At 71.7% G+C, this 16,214-nt stretch carries 13 protein-coding genes; 4 read left to right on the top strand and 9 right to left on the bottom strand.

Translation table 11 applies throughout. From position 1 onward, the window contains the following. The first annotated feature begins 70 nt into the window (after positions 1–70). The 4 genes from aqpZ to LQK93_RS14210 all read left to right on the top strand — a co-directional run bounded on the left by aqpZ (position 71) and on the right by LQK93_RS14210 (position 3,520). Positions 71–883, top strand: a complete 813-nt coding sequence (gene aqpZ / locus LQK93_RS14225) for an aquaporin Z (protein WP_374968432.1) — start codon at positions 71–73, stop codon at positions 881–883. A gap of 65 nt (positions 884–948) precedes the next feature. After that, on the top strand, positions 949–1,599 hold the full coding sequence (locus tag LQK93_RS14220; RefSeq protein ID WP_374968431.1) for a SatD family protein: 651 nt from the start codon (positions 949–951) through the stop codon (positions 1,597–1,599). Further along, positions 1,596–2,432, top strand: coding sequence for a hypothetical protein (locus LQK93_RS14215; protein WP_374968430.1), 837 nt, complete (start codon positions 1,596–1,598; stop codon positions 2,430–2,432). The genes LQK93_RS14220 and LQK93_RS14215 overlap by 4 nt, the downstream gene beginning before the upstream one ends. Positions 2,433–2,530: 98 nt before the next feature. Next, a complete protein-coding gene (locus tag LQK93_RS14210; protein ID WP_374968429.1) occupies positions 2,531–3,520 on the top strand; it encodes a malate dehydrogenase in 990 nt (329 codons plus the stop codon). Positions 3,521–3,638: 118 nt separating this feature from the next. Here LQK93_RS14210 and LQK93_RS14205 read toward each other — a convergent pair whose 3' ends face one another. The 9 genes from LQK93_RS14205 to LQK93_RS14165 all read right to left on the bottom strand — a co-directional run bounded on the left by LQK93_RS14205 (position 3,639) and on the right by LQK93_RS14165 (position 16,188). Then, positions 3,639–3,956, bottom strand: coding sequence for a DUF3017 domain-containing protein (locus LQK93_RS14205; RefSeq protein WP_374968428.1), 318 nt, complete (start codon positions 3,954–3,956; stop codon positions 3,639–3,641). 9 nt (positions 3,957–3,965) lie between these two features. Next, positions 3,966–4,847 carry a bifunctional methylenetetrahydrofolate dehydrogenase/methenyltetrahydrofolate cyclohydrolase gene (locus LQK93_RS14200; protein WP_374968427.1) on the bottom strand — a complete coding sequence of 294 codons (882 nt, stop codon included), beginning with the start codon at positions 4,845–4,847 and terminating at the stop codon, positions 3,966–3,968. 294 nt (positions 4,848–5,141) lie between these two features. Beyond that, a complete protein-coding gene (locus tag LQK93_RS14195) occupies positions 5,142–5,906 on the bottom strand; it encodes a response regulator transcription factor (RefSeq protein WP_374968426.1) in 765 nt (254 codons plus the stop codon). A gap of 91 nt (positions 5,907–5,997) precedes the next feature. Further along, positions 5,998–7,269, bottom strand: a complete 1,272-nt coding sequence (locus tag LQK93_RS14190) for an NAD(P)/FAD-dependent oxidoreductase (RefSeq protein WP_374968425.1) — start codon at positions 7,267–7,269, stop codon at positions 5,998–6,000. A gap of 118 nt (positions 7,270–7,387) precedes the next feature. Then, positions 7,388–9,355: a hypothetical protein gene (locus tag LQK93_RS14185; RefSeq protein WP_374968424.1), complete on the bottom strand. Its 1,968-nt coding sequence runs from the start codon at positions 9,353–9,355 to the stop codon at positions 7,388–7,390. Positions 9,356–9,613: 258 nt separating this feature from the next. Next, positions 9,614–11,611 carry an ABC transporter ATP-binding protein gene (locus tag LQK93_RS14180; RefSeq protein WP_374968423.1) on the bottom strand — a complete coding sequence of 666 codons (1,998 nt, stop codon included), beginning with the start codon at positions 11,609–11,611 and terminating at the stop codon, positions 9,614–9,616. Continuing rightward, complete coding sequence (locus tag LQK93_RS14175) at positions 11,611–13,506, bottom strand: ABC transporter ATP-binding protein (protein WP_374968422.1); 1,896 nt, start codon at positions 13,504–13,506, stop codon at positions 11,611–11,613. Before LQK93_RS14175 ends, LQK93_RS14180 begins: the two co-directional genes overlap by 1 nt. 68 nt (positions 13,507–13,574) lie before the next feature. Next, positions 13,575–15,191 carry a N,N-dimethylformamidase beta subunit family domain-containing protein gene (locus LQK93_RS14170; protein WP_374968421.1) on the bottom strand — a complete coding sequence of 539 codons (1,617 nt, stop codon included), beginning with the start codon at positions 15,189–15,191 and terminating at the stop codon, positions 13,575–13,577. Positions 15,192–15,354: 163 nt separating this feature from the next. Next, on the bottom strand, positions 15,355–16,188 hold the full coding sequence (locus LQK93_RS14165; protein ID WP_374968420.1) for a matrixin family metalloprotease: 834 nt from the start codon (positions 16,186–16,188) through the stop codon (positions 15,355–15,357). Between the last annotated feature and the right edge of the window lie 26 nt (positions 16,189–16,214).

Raw genomic sequence — 16,214 nt, 5'->3', positions numbered from 1 at the left:
TCGCCGCCACTAGAGTGAGCCGGACCCGGGCTCCGTCCGAACCAGGGCCCTACGCCCATCGAGGAGTCCGATGTACACGCCCAAGATGAGCTCACGGCTCGCAGTCGAGGCGCTCGGGACCTTCTGGCTGGTTTTCATCGGTTGCGGCGCTGCCATCTTCAACGCCAAGTTCTTGGCCAAGGGCATCGACGGGCAGGCCGTCCAGCTCGGCATCGGTCACCTGGGCGTCGCCTTCGCGTTCGGACTGGCCGTCACGACCATGGCCTACGGCGTGGGGCACGTCTCCGGCGCGCACTTCAACCCCGCCGTGACCATCGGCGTCGCGGTCGCCAAGCGCTTCGAGTGGCGAGAGGTGCCGCTCTACCTTGCTGCCCAGCTCGTCGGCGGCCTCCTCGCCGGCGCCGCGCTGGACGGCCTGCTGGCCTCCACCGACAAGCCGGTCATCGGCAACCTCGCCGCCAACGGCTACGGCATCCACTCCCCCGGCGGGTTCGGCCTCGGCGCGGTGCTGGTCGTCGAGGCGCTCCTCACGGCGTTCTTCGTCTACGTCATCCTCGGCGCCACCAAGGCCGACGCCCCCAAGGGGTTCGCGCCGCTGGCCATCGGGTTCGCCCTGCTGCTGGCCCACCTCGTCGCCATCCCGATCAGCAACGCCTCCATCAACCCCGCACGCTCGACCGCCGTCGCCTTCTTCAACGGCAACGGCGCGGTCGGCCAGCTCTGGGTGTTCTGGGTCGCCCCGGTCATCGGCGGCCTCATCGCCGGCGCGACGTATGCGTGGATCACCGGCGAGCAGCGCGAGCACCTCGACATCAGCGGCTCGACCGACACGGTCACCAACGCCGCGACGGACGCCGAGGGGCGCCCGATCCTCGACGACTGAGTGGGCAGGCAACGCCGCCTGAAGAGAATGGCTGCACTTCACTGATATGAAGCTATGATCTTCACATGGCGGATCTGAAGGTCAAGGCTTCAGCGGTGGCGCTCATCGGGGACATCGTCGAGTCCCGCACGCACCGGAACCGCCAGGCCCTGCACGACCGCTTCCAGGCGGCGGTCAGCCGCGCCAACACCGAGGTGCCGGCCCAGGATCCCGCCGTCATCACTGTGGGCGATGAGTTCCAGGGTGTCTACCCCACCCTCGGCGCGGCGCTGCGAGCCAGCTTCATCGTCCGCGACGAGCTGCACCCGCTCGCCGACGTCCGCTTCGGGCTCGGCCGCGGAGACGTCACCACGCTCGACCCCGCCCGCGGCATCCACGACGGTCCGGCCTACTGGGCTGCGCGCGAGGCCATCGAGATCGCGGAGGCCAAGGCGCAGCGCGCGCAGACGCGGACCTCGCGGACGGCATACGTCTCCCCCGACGAGCCGCCCGCCATGCTCGCGGCGGTGCAGGCTGCCCTGGACTGTCTGGACTTCATGGTTGGCTCCATGTCGACCACCTCACGCGAGATCCTCGGAGGACTGATGCACGGCCTGGCCCAGCACGACGTCGCCGAACGGGTCGGCATCAGCCCGTCCGCGGTCTCGCAGCGCGTGCGGCGCGACGGCATCGGCGTCGCCCTCGAGGCGATGGCCACGCTTGGGGACCTCCCGTGACCTGGCTCGCGATCGCCCTCACCGGCCTCGGGGTCGGCGACCTCGTCCGGTCGAGCGGCAGGCCGCCGAGCCGCGTGGTCGGCCACGTCGTGACGCCAGCCGTCATCCTCGTCCTGGGCCTGCTCGCCGGGATGCGCACCTGGGCCGACTGGGTCGCCCTCCTGCTGGCCGCGGCCGCGGGGGCGGCGTGGGCCGAGCTCTCCCGCAAGACCCAGATGACCGGTCGCCGCGCGCTGGCTCCGCTCGCCGTCTTCGCCGTGCTCGTCGTCGGCCTCCTCGGCTTCTCGGGCGCCGCCTCCCACCCCGACGGTCCGCTCGCGACCTGGCTCCGCTGGGCCGACCTCCCGGGGCGTGCGCCTCGGGACGCCGCCCACGTGCTGCTGCTCATGGGCCTGGTGCTCTTCAACCTCGCCACGGCCAACGTCATCGTGCGGCTCGTCCTGCTGACCATCGGCGCGCTGCGGCCCTCCGATGTCACCAACGCCAACGCCGCAGCGGCAGCCGCAGCCGTTGCCGCCGGCCAGTCCCCACCACCGAGCAGCGCCCAGCCCGCCGACCGCCTCAAGGGCGGCCGCCTGCTCGGCCCCATGGAGCGCCTCGTCATCCTCGGCCTCGGCCTGGCCGGCGAGTTCGGCGCCGCGGGGCTCGTCATCGCCGCCAAGGGCCTGCTCCGCTTCCCCGAGATCCAGGCCGCCGCCCGCAGCGCCGACCCCGCGGCAGCCGGCACCTACAACGGCGGCCCCGCCGGCATCGACGACGTCACCGAGTACTTCCTCGTCGGCAGCTTCGTCAGCTGGCTCATCGCCCTCGGCTCCCTCGCCCTGACCGTCTGAGCAGCCCGTGATGCACCCTGACAGCCGGTCCAGCACATCACAACCGCACTGGTAGCGTCGGGAGCATTCCGCGACCCATCGATGTGAAGGGCTTTCCTGTGAGCACAACCCCCGTCAAGGTCGCCGTCACCGGCGCCGCCGGCCAGATCGGCTACAGCCTCCTGTTCCGCATCGCGAGCGGTGCCCTGCTCGGACCGGACACCCCGGTGGAGCTGCGGCTGCTCGAGATCACCCCCGCGCTCAAGGCGCTCGAGGGTGTCGTCATGGAGCTCGACGACTGCGCCTTCCCGACGCTCGCCGGTGTCGAGATCGGCGACGACGCCAACAAGGTCTTCGACGGCGTCAACCTCGCCCTGCTCGTCGGCGCCCGCCCGCGCGGCCCGGGCATGGAGCGCGGCGACCTGCTCGAGGCCAACGGCGGCATCTTCGCCCCGCAGGGCAAGGCCCTCAACGAGGTCGCGGCCGACGACATCAAGATCACCGTCACCGGCAACCCGGCCAACACCAACGCCCTCATCGCGATGAGCAACGCCCCCGACATCCCGACCGAGCGCTTCTCCGCCCTGACGCGCCTGGACCACAACCGCGCGATCAGCCAGCTCGCCGCCAAGCTCGGCGTGCCGGTCACCGAGATCAAGAAGATGACGATCTGGGGCAACCACTCCGCGACGCAGTACCCCGACCTCTTCCACGCCGAGGTCGGTGGCAAGAACGCCGCCGAGGCCGTGGGCGACCAGGACTGGCTCGAGAACACCTTCATCCCGACCGTCGCCAAGCGCGGCGCCGCCATCATCGAGGCCCGCGGCGCGAGCTCGGCGGCGTCGGCCGCCTCCGCCACGATCGACCACGCTCGCACCTGGGTGCAGGGCACGGCCGACGGTGACTGGGTCTCCATGGCGGTACGCTCCGACGGCTCCTACGGCGTCGAGGAGGGGCTCATCTCCTCCTTCCCCGTCACCGTCAAGGACGGCCAGTGGAGCATCGTTCAGGGTCTCGACATCGACGACTTCTCCCGCGGCCGGATCGACAAGTCGGTCGCCGAGCTCGCCGAGGAGCGCGACGCCGTCAAGGGGCTCGGCCTCATCTGAGCCGCCTGACCTGAGACGTCCGACGTCGAAGGGCGCCGTCCACCTCCGGGTGGGCGGCGCCCTCTCGTATGCCGAGCGGGGCCGTATGCCGTGTGGCCCCGTTGGGTGCCGGGGCTCCTCAGCGGGAGGTGCGGCCCACCGGCGTCCGGCCGACGTCGGCATGCAGATTCACGGTGGCCGACGCGACGAGCACCCCGACCCCGAGCGCGAGCAGGATCACGACGTCGAGCGTCCGGGATCGCACGTTGAGCCCGCCGGCCTTGCGCGAGGGCCGTGCCACGAGCCGGATGACCGCGCCGACGAGGAAGGCGGCGGCCATGATCCGGCCGCCCCACCGCACGTCGGCGAAGCCCATGACGAGCACCCCGACGGCCGCGAGACCGGCGACGAGGTACCACCAGCTCAGGACGACGAAGCCGCTACCCCGCCACTGCATCGGAGCAGCTCAGGCGCCGGACGCGCCGGGAGCACCGGCCGTCTGGGCCGCGAGCGCGGCCTCGGCCGCCTCCACGATGTTGGTCAGCAGCAGGGCTCGCGTCATCGGGCCCACACCACCGGGGTTGGGGCTGACCCAGCCGGCGACCTCGGCCACGTCGGGTGCGACGTCGCCGGCGATCTTGCCGTCGACCCGGCTGACGCCGACGTCGAGGACGGCGGCACCGGGCTTGACCATCTCCTTCGTGACGATGCCCGGCACGCCGGCCGCCGCGATGACGATGTCGGCCTGGCGCACCTCTGCGGCAAGGTCCTTCGTGCCGGTGTGGCACAGCGTGACCGTGGCGTTCTCGCTCTTGCGGGTCAGGATCAGGCCCAGCGGTCGACCGACGGTCAGACCGCGGCCGATCACGACGACCTTGGCGCCGGCGATCTGCACGCCGTAGCGGCGCAACAGCTCGATGCACCCCATCGGGGTGCACGGCAGCGGCGCCTTCTTGCCGAGGACGAGCCAGCCGAGGTTCATCGGGTGCAGGCCGTCGACGTCCTTGGCCGGGTCGACCCGTGACAGCAGCGCCATCTCGTCGAGGCCGGTCGGCTGCTGCACGAGGAAGCCGGTGCACTCCGGGTCGGCGTTGAGCTCGTCGATGACCGCCTCGACCTCGGCCTGCGTGGCCGTGGCCGGCAGGTCGCGGCGGATGCTCGTGATGCCGATCTCGGCGCAGTCCTTGTGCTTGGCGTTGACGTACCAGTGGCTGCCCGGGTCGTCGCCGACCAGCACGGTGCCGAGGCCGGGGACGACGCCCTGCTCCCGCAGCCGGGCGACCCGCTCGGTCAGCTCCGCCTTGATCGCCTTGAGGGTGGCCTTGCCGTCGAGGATCTGTGCCGTCACGGCGCCCATCCTGCCACGCACGCTTCCGCGGCCCCACCCCGCGAGGAGGCGGACGGCATACGTAGGTCTGCGTATTTCCCGGCGCGCGCTCGATCACGAGACTGTGACTGGTCCCGACAACGACGGGACCGCCGCAAGAGCGGTGTATGGCCGAGCACAAGCCGGTGGGGGTCGATCTGGGGGCTGCACAGGGAATCTGCACAGGGACTCTGTGCGGCGGACAGCCCGGGACCGGATGGGAGGCAGGGCGCGCGGTTGGTGGGGCCGCGCGCCCTCATCCCGCCCTCGGGTGCCCTAGCGGTTGAGCGGGCCCACGGGCAGCAGGCCGAGCCGCTGTGCCGCGAGCACGGCCGAGAGCCGGTCGGACGCGCGGAGCTTGCGGTAGAGGTGCTCCTGGTGCTTGTGCACCGTGCGGGGTGAGATGGCGAGGCGCGCGGCGATGCCCTCCGCGGTCGAGCCGCTCGCCATCAGCCGCAGCACGACGCTCTCCCGAGGCGTCAGCGTCACCGCATCGGGGGCCGGTCCCTCCCGCAGCGCCGCGATCTCGGCGAACATCGCGACGTGGCGGTCGAGCCCGACGAGTAGTGGCTGCAGGGCGGTGAGCGCGGACAGGTCGTCATCGGTGAAGCCGTCCTGGTTGAGCACGACCCAGCCGTCGAAGTCGCTGCCGCCCGGACGGCACGGCAGGGTCAGCTGGTGCTCGGTGATGCCGAGCGCCTCCGCGGCCTCCCGCGCGTCGTCGTCCAGGCCCCACCCGGCGGCGAGCAGGTCGGTCAGCCGCACCGGCGCCCGGTCGTGCGTGGTGCCGTAGTACTGCGAGAGCGGGTGCGCCCGGGCCTGCCGCGCCACCGGCCAGTGCTCGCGCGGGGGCACCTCCTCGCGGGCCTCGACACTGATGCGGAGCGTCTCGGGCTCCTGCGGGGTCAGGCCGATGCGGGTGGCCAGGTCGGCGTGCGTCTGGCGCATGAGTCCCTCGACGAGCACCTCGTGGGCGATCGAGGGCAGGGGCGCGTTGAGGATCTCTGCCGCGATGCGGATCCACCGAGCCTGCTCGTCCACGGCCACAGGTTAGGCAGCACCACGAGGCCGCGGGAGCAAAACGGACGAGTCGGTGCTGCCGCTGGCCGTGGACCCGGGCACACAGGCAGCCTCAGGAGGAGGAGCCGGCCAGCTCGCCGAGCGGAACGCCCGGGTCGCCCAGCCGCGCGGGGTCGACGACGGTGTGCTCGCGCACCAGGCGCTGGACGTCGTCGATCGTGTCCCAGACGTTGACGTGCATCCCGGCCAGCACGCGTACGCCCTCGCCCTCGGGCACGACCCAGAAGGCCATGAACTCGTTGCTCGACGGCTTCCCGCGCAGGACGACCTGCGCGTCGGTGCCCCGCGGGACGTAGCCGGCGTACTCGAGCCCGATGTCGTACTGGTCGGAGAAGAAGAACGGGATGGGGTCGTAGGTGACGTCCTGGCCGGCCATCGAGCGGCCGGCCGCGAGCCCGCCGTCCTGGGCGTTGGCCCAATGCTCCACCCGCACGTTGGTGTCGAGGGTCGTGCTGCGCCAGTTCGCGACATCGCCCGCGGCCCAGACCCCCTCTGCCGAGGTGCGCAAGCCCGGGTCGGTGACGATGCCGTTGCCGGTCTCGATGCCGGCGCCCTCGGCCAGGCCGGTGTTCGGCGTGATGCCGACCCCGACCACGACGACGTCGGCCGGCACCGTGTCGCCGGACTTCGTCACGACGCCGGTCACCCGGCCGTCACCCTCGATGCGCTCGACACCCTCGCCGAGTCGCAGCTCGACGCCGTGCCCGCGATGCAGCTCGGCGAACCAGCCGCCCACCTCCTCGCCCATGACGCCGAGGAGCGGCGCGGCCTGCGGCTCGATGATCGTGGCCGAGCTGCCGTGGTGGCGCGCGGCCGCCGCGACCTCGAGCCCGATCCAGCCGGCGCCGATGAGCACGACGCGCGCGCCGTCGGTCAGCCGCGCCTTGAGCGCCTCGGACTCCTGCATCTCCCGGAGGTAGAGCACACCGTCGAGGTCGGCACCGGGCACGTCGAGCGCGCGAGGCGTGGATCCCGTTGCGATGAGGAGCTTCTCGTAGCGGACGACCTCGCCGCCGTCGAGGGTGAGCTCGTGCTGCTCGGTGTCGAGCGAGGTCGCGGGCGTGCCCAGACGCAGCTCGACGTGCTGCTCGGCGTACCAGTCGCGGTCGTGCGTGAACGCCGTGTCCATCTCGTCGTCGCCCAGGAGCACGCCCTTGGACAGCGGCGGCCGCTCGTAGGGCAGCCGGTCCTCCTGTGCGACAAGGAGGATCGAGCCGGTCTGGTCGCTCTCGCGGATGCCCTCGACCGCCTTCGCGGCCGCCAGCCCTCCCCCGACGATGACGTATGCCGTGCGCCCCTGCTCTCCGCCCGTGTCAGTGCTCATGTGCACACCTTCACACGCGGGCCTGCGCCCGTCGAGTGCCTGCTTTCCCACTGGGGAGCGCTTGGCGGGTCGCGGCCGTGTCGACGCACGGCACGCGACCCGCGTCGCGGCATCGGTGTCAGGACAGGCTGCTGATCCACATCGGGGGCGCACCGGGGATCTCGGCGAGCTTGCGGCCGCCGAGGTCGAGGAGGTTGGCGACCGGGACCGGGTTGGATCCTGGGCCCTCGGAGATGACCCCGACCGCGACGTAGTTCGGGCCCACGAACTCCGCGTTGTTCAGCCTTGCTCTCGGCGGCAACGTGACCCGGGTGAGGGCGCGTGAGTTGGTGCCGTCGGCGTCGGCGAGCCAAACGGTTCCGATGGCCGCAGTGACATCGTTGCCTGGGTCATCCACCCAAAGCATCTTGGTGCCGTCCGGGCTGAAGTCCAGGCTGTTGCCGAGATTTCCGTCGTGCTCGCAGAACAGCTGAGATGGCTTCACGCCCGGAGCCGTGGACAGGGCAAACACGCAGGTGTTCTCGCTGTAACCTCCGGTCGCCGGGTCGACGGCGATGCCGGCAACGGTCAGCCTGCCGGCTGGAGTGAACTTCAGCCCTGCTGGCCCCGTCAGACCGGTGATGTCTGCAGCAGCGGTTGCGCCCGTGGCCGCTGTGACGACGCGGATCGTCGGGTCCGACCACGAATCACCAAGCTGGTAGGCGAATTGGCCGCCGTCCTCGGAGACCACACCAGCGACCGCCGGGGCTGACGGGGTGCCAGTCTCCACCACGGTCGACTTGCCCGTGGCCAAGTCCAGAACGGACACCGCGGTGGGAACGATGGTCTCCGGGAATCCTGGGTCGGGGACGTTGGTGGTGTACTGCAGGAACCTTCCGTTGCGGGTGAACGCAACCGGCACGTACGTGGTGCCTGCGTTCGGGGCCGTCATCCAAAGGTGGGGCGAGCCGGTCGCGGTGGAAGTCTGAAGACTGCGGCCGCCGAGCGCGGCCACGCCCGTCGATGCGAACACCGGGAGGCCGTAGACGCCACTGGGGACGCCTTTGCCGGTCATCCACCGGTACACGTTCGTGGCGTGGCTGCCGTTCAAAGCAGTCGCAACGACCCCCGATGTGAGGTCGCCAGAGAGGGTGAACGGTCCGTTGGCGCTGACCGGCAGCGTGTTCACGCTGACGGTGAGATCCTGCACAGCGGCCCCTGGCATGCCGTAGGTCACGCCCGGGACTGACACAACATACGACCAGAGGCCAACGGCACCGGTACGCACCTTGAAGGTGTACCTACCGCCGACCGTCACGGTCGTCGTCGCGAGGACGGTGTCGCTGCCGTAGCTCTGCAGCTGCACCCTCCGTGAGCCTGGGTAGGCAGAAGTCACAACACCAGACAAGGTGACGACCTGACCAGGCTGGGCGGTGGTGGACGACAAGACGCCCGTCACCTGGGTGGGCACTGCGATGTTCATCGCTACGGCCTTGCTGACAGCGCCCGCCCAGTACCCGTACGTAGGAGCGAGGATCCGGTAGGTGTAGGTGCCGTAGCTGGCACGGGACACCGGGAAGTAGGACATGCCCATGCTGTCGCTGCGGGCGGTCCCCACGTTCACCCAGTGTGCGCCCGACAACCGTTGCAGGGTCATCGGACGGCTCCCGCCGGAGACGCTACCAATGATGGCGTTGGGGTAGCCGTCGTCTCGGTCGCGCCCCACCGCTGCCGAGACAATGCTCGCGTTCCGGACGGTGAGCCTCAGCACACCGGACGAGACGGGCGTGTAGGCGCGGCGAGCGGGCACGTAGACCCGGTACAAGAACGTTCCGGCGGCCGCGGTGGACACGGGAATCCGGTAGTGCCCGTACCGATCACTGGTCACGGCCTTGACCGTGGTCCAGGTGCGTCCCAGCCGCTGCAAGTCCACCGTACGTGCCCCGCCTGTCACGCTGCCGATGACATAGTCCGCGGCGCGGACGGTCGTGGCCGGCGCCGACAGTCCGGCAGTCACCCGGCTGGCGCTGGCCGCATCCGCACCGGCGACGGGAACACCGACCACCAGCAGACCGGCCGTCAGGGCGACCGCGACACTTCGTTTCACTCGTGCACACTCCATCTGATCTTTGAGGGCGCGTCCGTATCGGCTGGAACGCATCTGGATGGACCCTAATGACGGGCATGCGCTAAATCTCCGGAATACGGATATATGGGTCATTTCGAAAGTCGCGTACCACCTTTTGGAGGGGAGAACCCCCAGCGCTCGCGGCCGTGAGGGCACCTACCGGACGGCCCGGTGCACCGTTCGCGTCTCCGAGCGAGCCGAGGGCGCCGAGTGGGTTTGTCGCTTAGAACCGTCGAGTCAGGAGGTCCAGGCACGCCAGAGGGCGGCATACTCCCCGTCTCGCTCGACGAGCTCGTCGTGGCTGCCGAGCTCGGCGACCCGGCCGTCGATGACCACGGCGATGCGGTCGGCGTCGTGCGCGGTGTGCAGCCGGTGCGCGATGGCCACGACGGTGCGGCCGGTCAGCAGCGCGTTCATCGAGCCCTCGAGGTGCCGGGCGGTGCGCGGGTCGATGAGCGAGGTCGCCTCGTCGAGCACGATCGTGTGCGGGTCGGCGAGGATGAGCCGGGCGAGCGCGATCTGCTGCGCCCGTCCCGGGGTCAGCGCGTGGTGGCCCGAGCCCAGCTTCGTGTCGAGGCTCTCGGGGAGCCGCTCGACCCAGTCCAGGGCGTCGACGGCCCGCAGCGCTGCGCGGACCTGCTCGTCGCTCGACCCCTCGCGCGCCAGGACGACGTTGTCGCGCACCGAGCCGATGAAGACGTGGTGCTCCTGGGTGACGAGGGCGACCTCGGTGCGCAGGGTGTCGAGCGGCAGCGAGGTCAGCTCGACGCCGCCGACCGTGACCGACCCGGTGCGTGGGCCGTGGATGCCCGACAGGAGCCGGCCGAGCGTCGACTTGCCCGAGCCGCTCGGCCCGACGATCGCCAGCCGCTCCCCCGTGGCCAGGTCGAGGTCGATGCCGTGCAGCACGTCGTGGTCGGCGCGGTAGGCGTAGCGCAGGTCGGTGCCCACCAGCTCGGACCCGACCGGCACGTCCCTCCCGGCCTGCCGGTCCGGCGGCACCGTGGCGATCCCGAGCAGACGCGTGGTCGAGGCGATCCCGACCTGCACGCGGTCGACCGTGGACACGAGCATGTCGAACGGGCCCCAGAGGGCCTCGGTGTAGAGGATCGCGGTCGTGATCTGTCCGAGTGTGGCCCAGCCCTCGGCATACCCGATGGACCCGAGCAGCAGGACGAGCACCCGCGGGGTGGCGAAGGCGACGTCCATGACGGCGAAGAGCAGGTTGCGCAGCGTCATCGTGTAGCGCTCGGCCTGGCCCGAGACCGCGATGTCGTCGTCGCCGCGCTGGAGACGGCGACGCGCGAGCCCGAGCGCCTCGACGGTGCGGGCGCCCTCGACCGTCTCGGTGAGGGTGGTGTTGATCCGCGAGTACGTGCCGCCCTCGGTGAGGTAGCCCTTGGAGGCGCGCTTGAGGTAGCGGCGGACCTGCACGAGCGCCAGCGTCATGAGCACGATGGAGGGCGCCGACAGGATGACGGAGTTGCTGACCATCGCGACGAGCGTCAGCGCGACGGTGATGCTCGCGACGATCGACTCGGGCAGCGCCCAGCGCACGCTCTCGCTCATCGTGCCGACGTCGCGGGTCACGCGGGTGACGAGGTCGCCGGAGCCGGCGCTCTCGACGCGCGAGAGCGGCAGGCGCAGGATCGCGCGGACGACGTACTCGCGGGCGGTGGCGAGGACGCCCTGGCCGAGCACGGCCGAGGTGATCTTCGCGGCGAGGGTGAACGCGCTCTGCAGGACGACGAGCCCGGCGACGACGAGCGCCGCCGAGTTGGCTCCGGCCAGCGCCGCGTCGACCCGGCCGGCCTGCACGTCGGCGACCGTGGAGTCGACGAGCTCGCCGAGCAGCCGGGGCACGAGCAGGCCCGCCGTCGCCGCGAGGGCGTTCGCGGCGACCACGGCGATGACGAGCAGCCGGTGCTGCCTGAGCAGACCGCCGAGAAAGCGGATCACGCTGCGGTTGTCGGCGATCGGCAGGCCCTTGCGGGCGTTCATCGTGTCGGCGACGAACTCCTGGGCGCGCCGCTCGCGCAGCAGGTGACGGCGGCGCAGCGCCCGGAGCCGCTGGGCGATCGACGCGTCGCGCGGCGGGCGCAGCTCCTCGGGCACCGGCGGCACGTGGCTGACGGCGTCCCAGGTGCGCTCCGACTCGGCCGCCAGCTCGGAAGTCAACGGAGAGGTCGTCGTGACGGCATACGTCATCGCGACGCTGCTGTCGGCGGGGGTCATCAGGACTCCTCGGCGAGGTGGGAGAGGACGGAGGCGTCCGCGTCGGCGCCGCGGACGACGACCGAGCGGTATGCCGGCGACTCGGCCAGCAGGTCGGCGTGCCGTCCGTGGGCGGTCGCGACACCACCCTCGAGCAGGATGATCTCGTCGGCGTGGTGCAGCAGCAGCGGTGACGCGGTCATGACGACCGTCGTGCGGCCGCTCCGGTGCTCGGCGAGGCGGGCGGCGATGCGGGCCTCGGTGTGGGCGTCGACGGCCGAGGTGGGCTCGACGAGGACGAGCACGTCGGGGTCGGCGGCGAGCGCGCGCATGAGCACGAGCCGTTGGCGCTGGCCGCCGGAGAGCCCGCGGCCGCGCTCCTCGAGCTCGCCCTGCCAGCCGCCGGGCAGCGCGTCGAAGACGTCGTCGGCGGCGGCGGTGTAGAGCGCCTTCTCGGCGTCGGCGCGGCTCAGCCGCCCGAGCGGGTCGACGGCCGAGCGCAGGGTCCCGGCGAACACCTGGGGGGCGTTGTCGCTCACGAGGATGCGACGGCGTACCTCGTCGAGCTCCACCCGCGAGAGGTCGACGCCGCCGACGGTGACGCCCCACGGCCGGCGGGCGCGCTCGTCGTCGCGGCGGGCCTGCTCCTCCCGGGCCTTGGCGCGGGCGGCCCTCTCGCGCTTGGCCGCCCGGCCCTTGAGGTCCTCGGGGATCTCGTCGCTGACGAGCGTGCCGTCGCCGCCCGGCAGGTAGCGGCCGAGGCGGTCGGCGAGCGCCGCCGAGTCGTCGGGCACGGCCGAGACGACCATGGTGAGCACGCCCGGGCGGATCGTGGCCCCGGACTGCTCGTCGACGATCTCGGCGGTGGGGTCGAGCGGGGCCGGGTCCTCGGGGTGCACCCACGGCGGGCGCTGCTCGAGCACGGCGATCGCCTTGCGGGCCGAGACGACCGAGCGCGTCCACTTCTGGGCGAACTCGACGAAGGTGCGCATCGGCTGGATGAGGAAGAGGCCGTAGCCGAGGAAGCTGACGAGCTGGCCGACGGTCAGGCGGCCCTGGGCGACCTCGCGCGTGCCGAGCCACATCAGGGCCACGACGAAGCCGCCGGAGAGCAGGACCCCGACGGACTCGACCGCGGCGAGCCAGCGGCCGGCGGCGACGCCGGACTGGCGCACCTTCTGCGACTGCGTGGCGTAGTTGCCGCCGAAGGTGTCCTCGCCGCCGATGCCGCGCAGGATGCGCAGGCCGCCGACGATGTCGGTCGCCATCGAGGTCAGCTCCGAGTTGCGGGAGCGCTCGACCCCCTGCCAGCGCTGCATCGGTCGCAGCAGCGGCGCGCCGAGCACGACGAGCAGCGGCGCGGAGACGAGCACGAGTACGCCCATGCGCACCGACGTGCTGAGCACGATGCCGGCCACGACGAGGTAGGCGGCGAGCTGCGAGATGGCGCGCGTCGTGATCTCCATCAGCGCGCCGAACTGGTCGCCGTCGCTGCCCGAGACCGAGAGGACCTCACCCGTGGGGGTGCGCCGGGTCAGGACGTGCCCGAGCTGGAGGGCCTTGCGGGTGACGAGCATCGTCGTGCCGTAGAGGGCGATGAGCCACTCGCGCACGATGACGGTGTGGAAGAGGACGCCGCTGACAGCTCCGAAGACCGTGACGACCGCGATGGCGAGCAGCCAGCGCGTCGTCGTGGCAGTGTCGCCCGTGACGATGCCCGTGTCGATCGCGCGGCCCACCATCCAGGGGCCCACGGTCTGCGGCACCATCCAGACCAGGGCGACAAGTAGGCCCGCCCAGAACAGGCTGCCGTTCTGTCGCACCATCCACAGCAGAAAGGCCCGCGGCGAGCGGGTGTCGGGCGCCTCGGCGCCGCGGTCGGTGAAAGCCCGGACAGGGGGTGGGAAGTCTCGCATGGCCCGACCACCCTAGGCGTCGGGAAGCGTGGCGACCCACTCATTTTCGGGCGCTTCGCCCCCCGGGCTCAGGCGTGGGCGACGGGGCCGCCTGTGCCGGTGGCCGTGCTGGTCGGGGCGTCGATGGTCCGGAGGTTGCCGCGGGCCGGGTGCGCGCGGCCCATCGGGCCCTGCGCCATGGCCGTGAAGAGGTTGGCGGTGACCTTGCGCGCGAAGGCGGCCGCGCGCTCGTCGATGCGCGGGCGGGCGTGGGCTCCGCGCAGCGCGGAGGCCCACGCCATGGTGCCGACGGCGAAGACACCCGCGCCGCTCGGCGTGGAGTAGTAGGTCATGTCCGAGTGCGTATCGGGCTTGTTCTGCTGCGGCACCGGGGAGTGTGCGACGACCTGGAGGTTCGCCGGAGTGCCCGCCACCGGGTAGGCGCGGTCGACCTCGACGGCGACGAGGCCGGCATACCTCTGCCCCTGGCGCGCGCCGGTGCCTCGGAGGAGGAAGAAGCTGGGGTCGTGCACGGTGAGGTCGGCCTCGGCCGGGAAGGCCTCGTAGAGCATGCCGGTGAGGGAGTTCTCCGGGTCGGGGTGGGGGCCCTGGCGCCACTGGGCCGTGGTCTCGGGGCTCGGGTGCACCGGGTCCAGGGTCGCATCCTTGTAGCAGGTGAGCAGCCGGCCGTCGCCCGACAGGCGCGCCCGCCAGTAGAGGGCGTTGGCGCCGAGGAACGCGAGGTTGGTGCCGGCGTCGCGGGCGGCCTCGACGTGCCGGCGCATCGGCAGGGTCCAGTACTCGTCGTGGCCGGGCGAGACGACGCCGCGGGCTCCGGCGAGCAGGGCGGGCTCGCGGTGCAGGTCCCAGGAGGTGACGTAGGCCAGGTCGAGGTCGGGACTGTGAACGCTCTCCGCCGTGAAGATCGGGCCCTGCTCGTAGGTCAGGACGAGGGGGGCGCCGTTCTTGTCGTAGGGACGGTCGAAGGAGACGGCGTGGGCCCTCGTGCCGAAGCTCTGGTCGGGTCCCTTGTACAGCGAGTAGCCGCCCCACTGGTTGTAGGCCTGGTGGCAGGCCACCGCGGACACCATCACGAGGCGTCCGGCCGTGGTGCGCGACCGCACGACGATCGGGACGTAGCGCGCGCGCCCGCCGGCCTCGAGCCGGAGCAGGTAGCTGCCCTCGGGCCACCCGGACGTGTCGATGCGGAGCGTCTCGGGCCAGGCGCAGCGGACGGTGTTGAGGGCGTCCTTGGTGGGGGCCGGCTGCCTCGTCGCCGGCACGGCGCGCGAGGCCCAGACCTCGCGAGCGCCGGTCCCGGCGTAGTGCCCGAGCCGGTAGGCCCGGACGGTCACGGCGCCCAGGGCGGAGCTGAGGTGCAGGCCGAACGACTCCCCCGGCAGGACGCTGACCGTGCTGGGGTAGCCGGCGAGCTCGGCCTCCGGGGCCTGGTGCGCCTTGTCGATCCGCCAGGCGGTGGTGCCCGGCCGGGCGTTCTCGGCGCGCACCCAGCCCGGGCCGCCGGAGGGCGGGCCCGTGGTGGAGGCGCCCGGCGTGGCGGCTGCATCGCCGGTCGGGGCGTCCGGGCGCCCCGCGGTGACGCCGGCTCCGGGGTTGCCGCTGGTGCAGGCCCCGAGCAGCAGCGCGCCGGCACCGGCCAGCACGGAGCGTCTCGAGGTCCCGTTCGCCTCCTGGGTCCCGTCCATGGCTTCGAGGCTAGGCGGGGTCGCTGGGCGGGCGCCGACGAGCAACTGGTTGCAGGCTGGACCTTCCCGGCCTTCCGGTCAGAGGCCCCCGGCGAGGTCCGACACCTTCATCCGGCCCTTCAGCCGGCCCCAGGGCTCCTCAGCTGGTCAGTCGGTCAGTCGGTCAGTCGGTCAGCTCGGGGATGCAGCCAGGTGCCCTGCCGAGAAGGCGCAAGCCGTTGAGGTCACCGGCGCCCCAGTTGGCGAGCATGCGTTGAGCGTACGGATACATGATCTCCGACCTGCCCTGAGCGTGCTGCAGACCGATGGCATGTCCGAGCTCGTGCATGTCCAGCATGCCCCGGGTGCCCTGCCACCCGTACCTGTTGCCCAAGCCGAAGCCTCCGGCGAGAGTCGAGAAGCTGGTGGACAGCAGCACATAGGCACTGTCGATGACCGCATACTGCCTGCCGTCGACCCCGGAACGGATGTAGACGGTGCCGCCGCCCACGCCCATGGGACCGTAGGAGCCCCGCGGCGCCTTCGGGATGAGTGTGCTGTAGCCGTCGGGCGCCCACGCGATGATGATCTGTCCGCTGGTGTCCACCTCGTCATAGGCAGCGGTGCCCGGCACGAGTGTCGTGGTGCCCTCGTAGACGAACGTCAGGCCGGTGGCGGCATGCACTCTGGCGATGGCAGCCTTGAGATCCGTGACGCCGCCCTTGGGGGCCCAGCGAGGGTTGACCTTCCAGTAGATCGGCTTGCACGGGTCCCACCGTCCGTACGGGGCGCCGAACGCGGCGGGGAACATGAGGGTGTAGTCCTTGCTGGAGCCCAACGCAGTCACCGCCGCCACGGCAGTGCTGGACGTCGAGGGGGTGAACGCCCCGAGAGCGGCGTCGTGGAAGTCGTGACGGATGGGCGCGGGCGCCGCCTCCCGCGCCGACATGGGCGGCTGCGTCAGCCCGAGCACCGCCAGCGCGCATGCGGCAAAGGCCGCCACCTTGAGACGCAACATGTCCTGTGCTCCTCCAGATCGGCTCG

Source organism: Terrabacter sp. BE26, from assembly GCF_041941675.1.
Taxonomy (GTDB): domain Bacteria; phylum Actinomycetota; class Actinomycetes; order Actinomycetales; family Dermatophilaceae; genus Terrabacter.
Note: the sequence above shows the minus strand (reverse complement) of the source record. Positions and strands in the feature narration are given on the sequence as shown.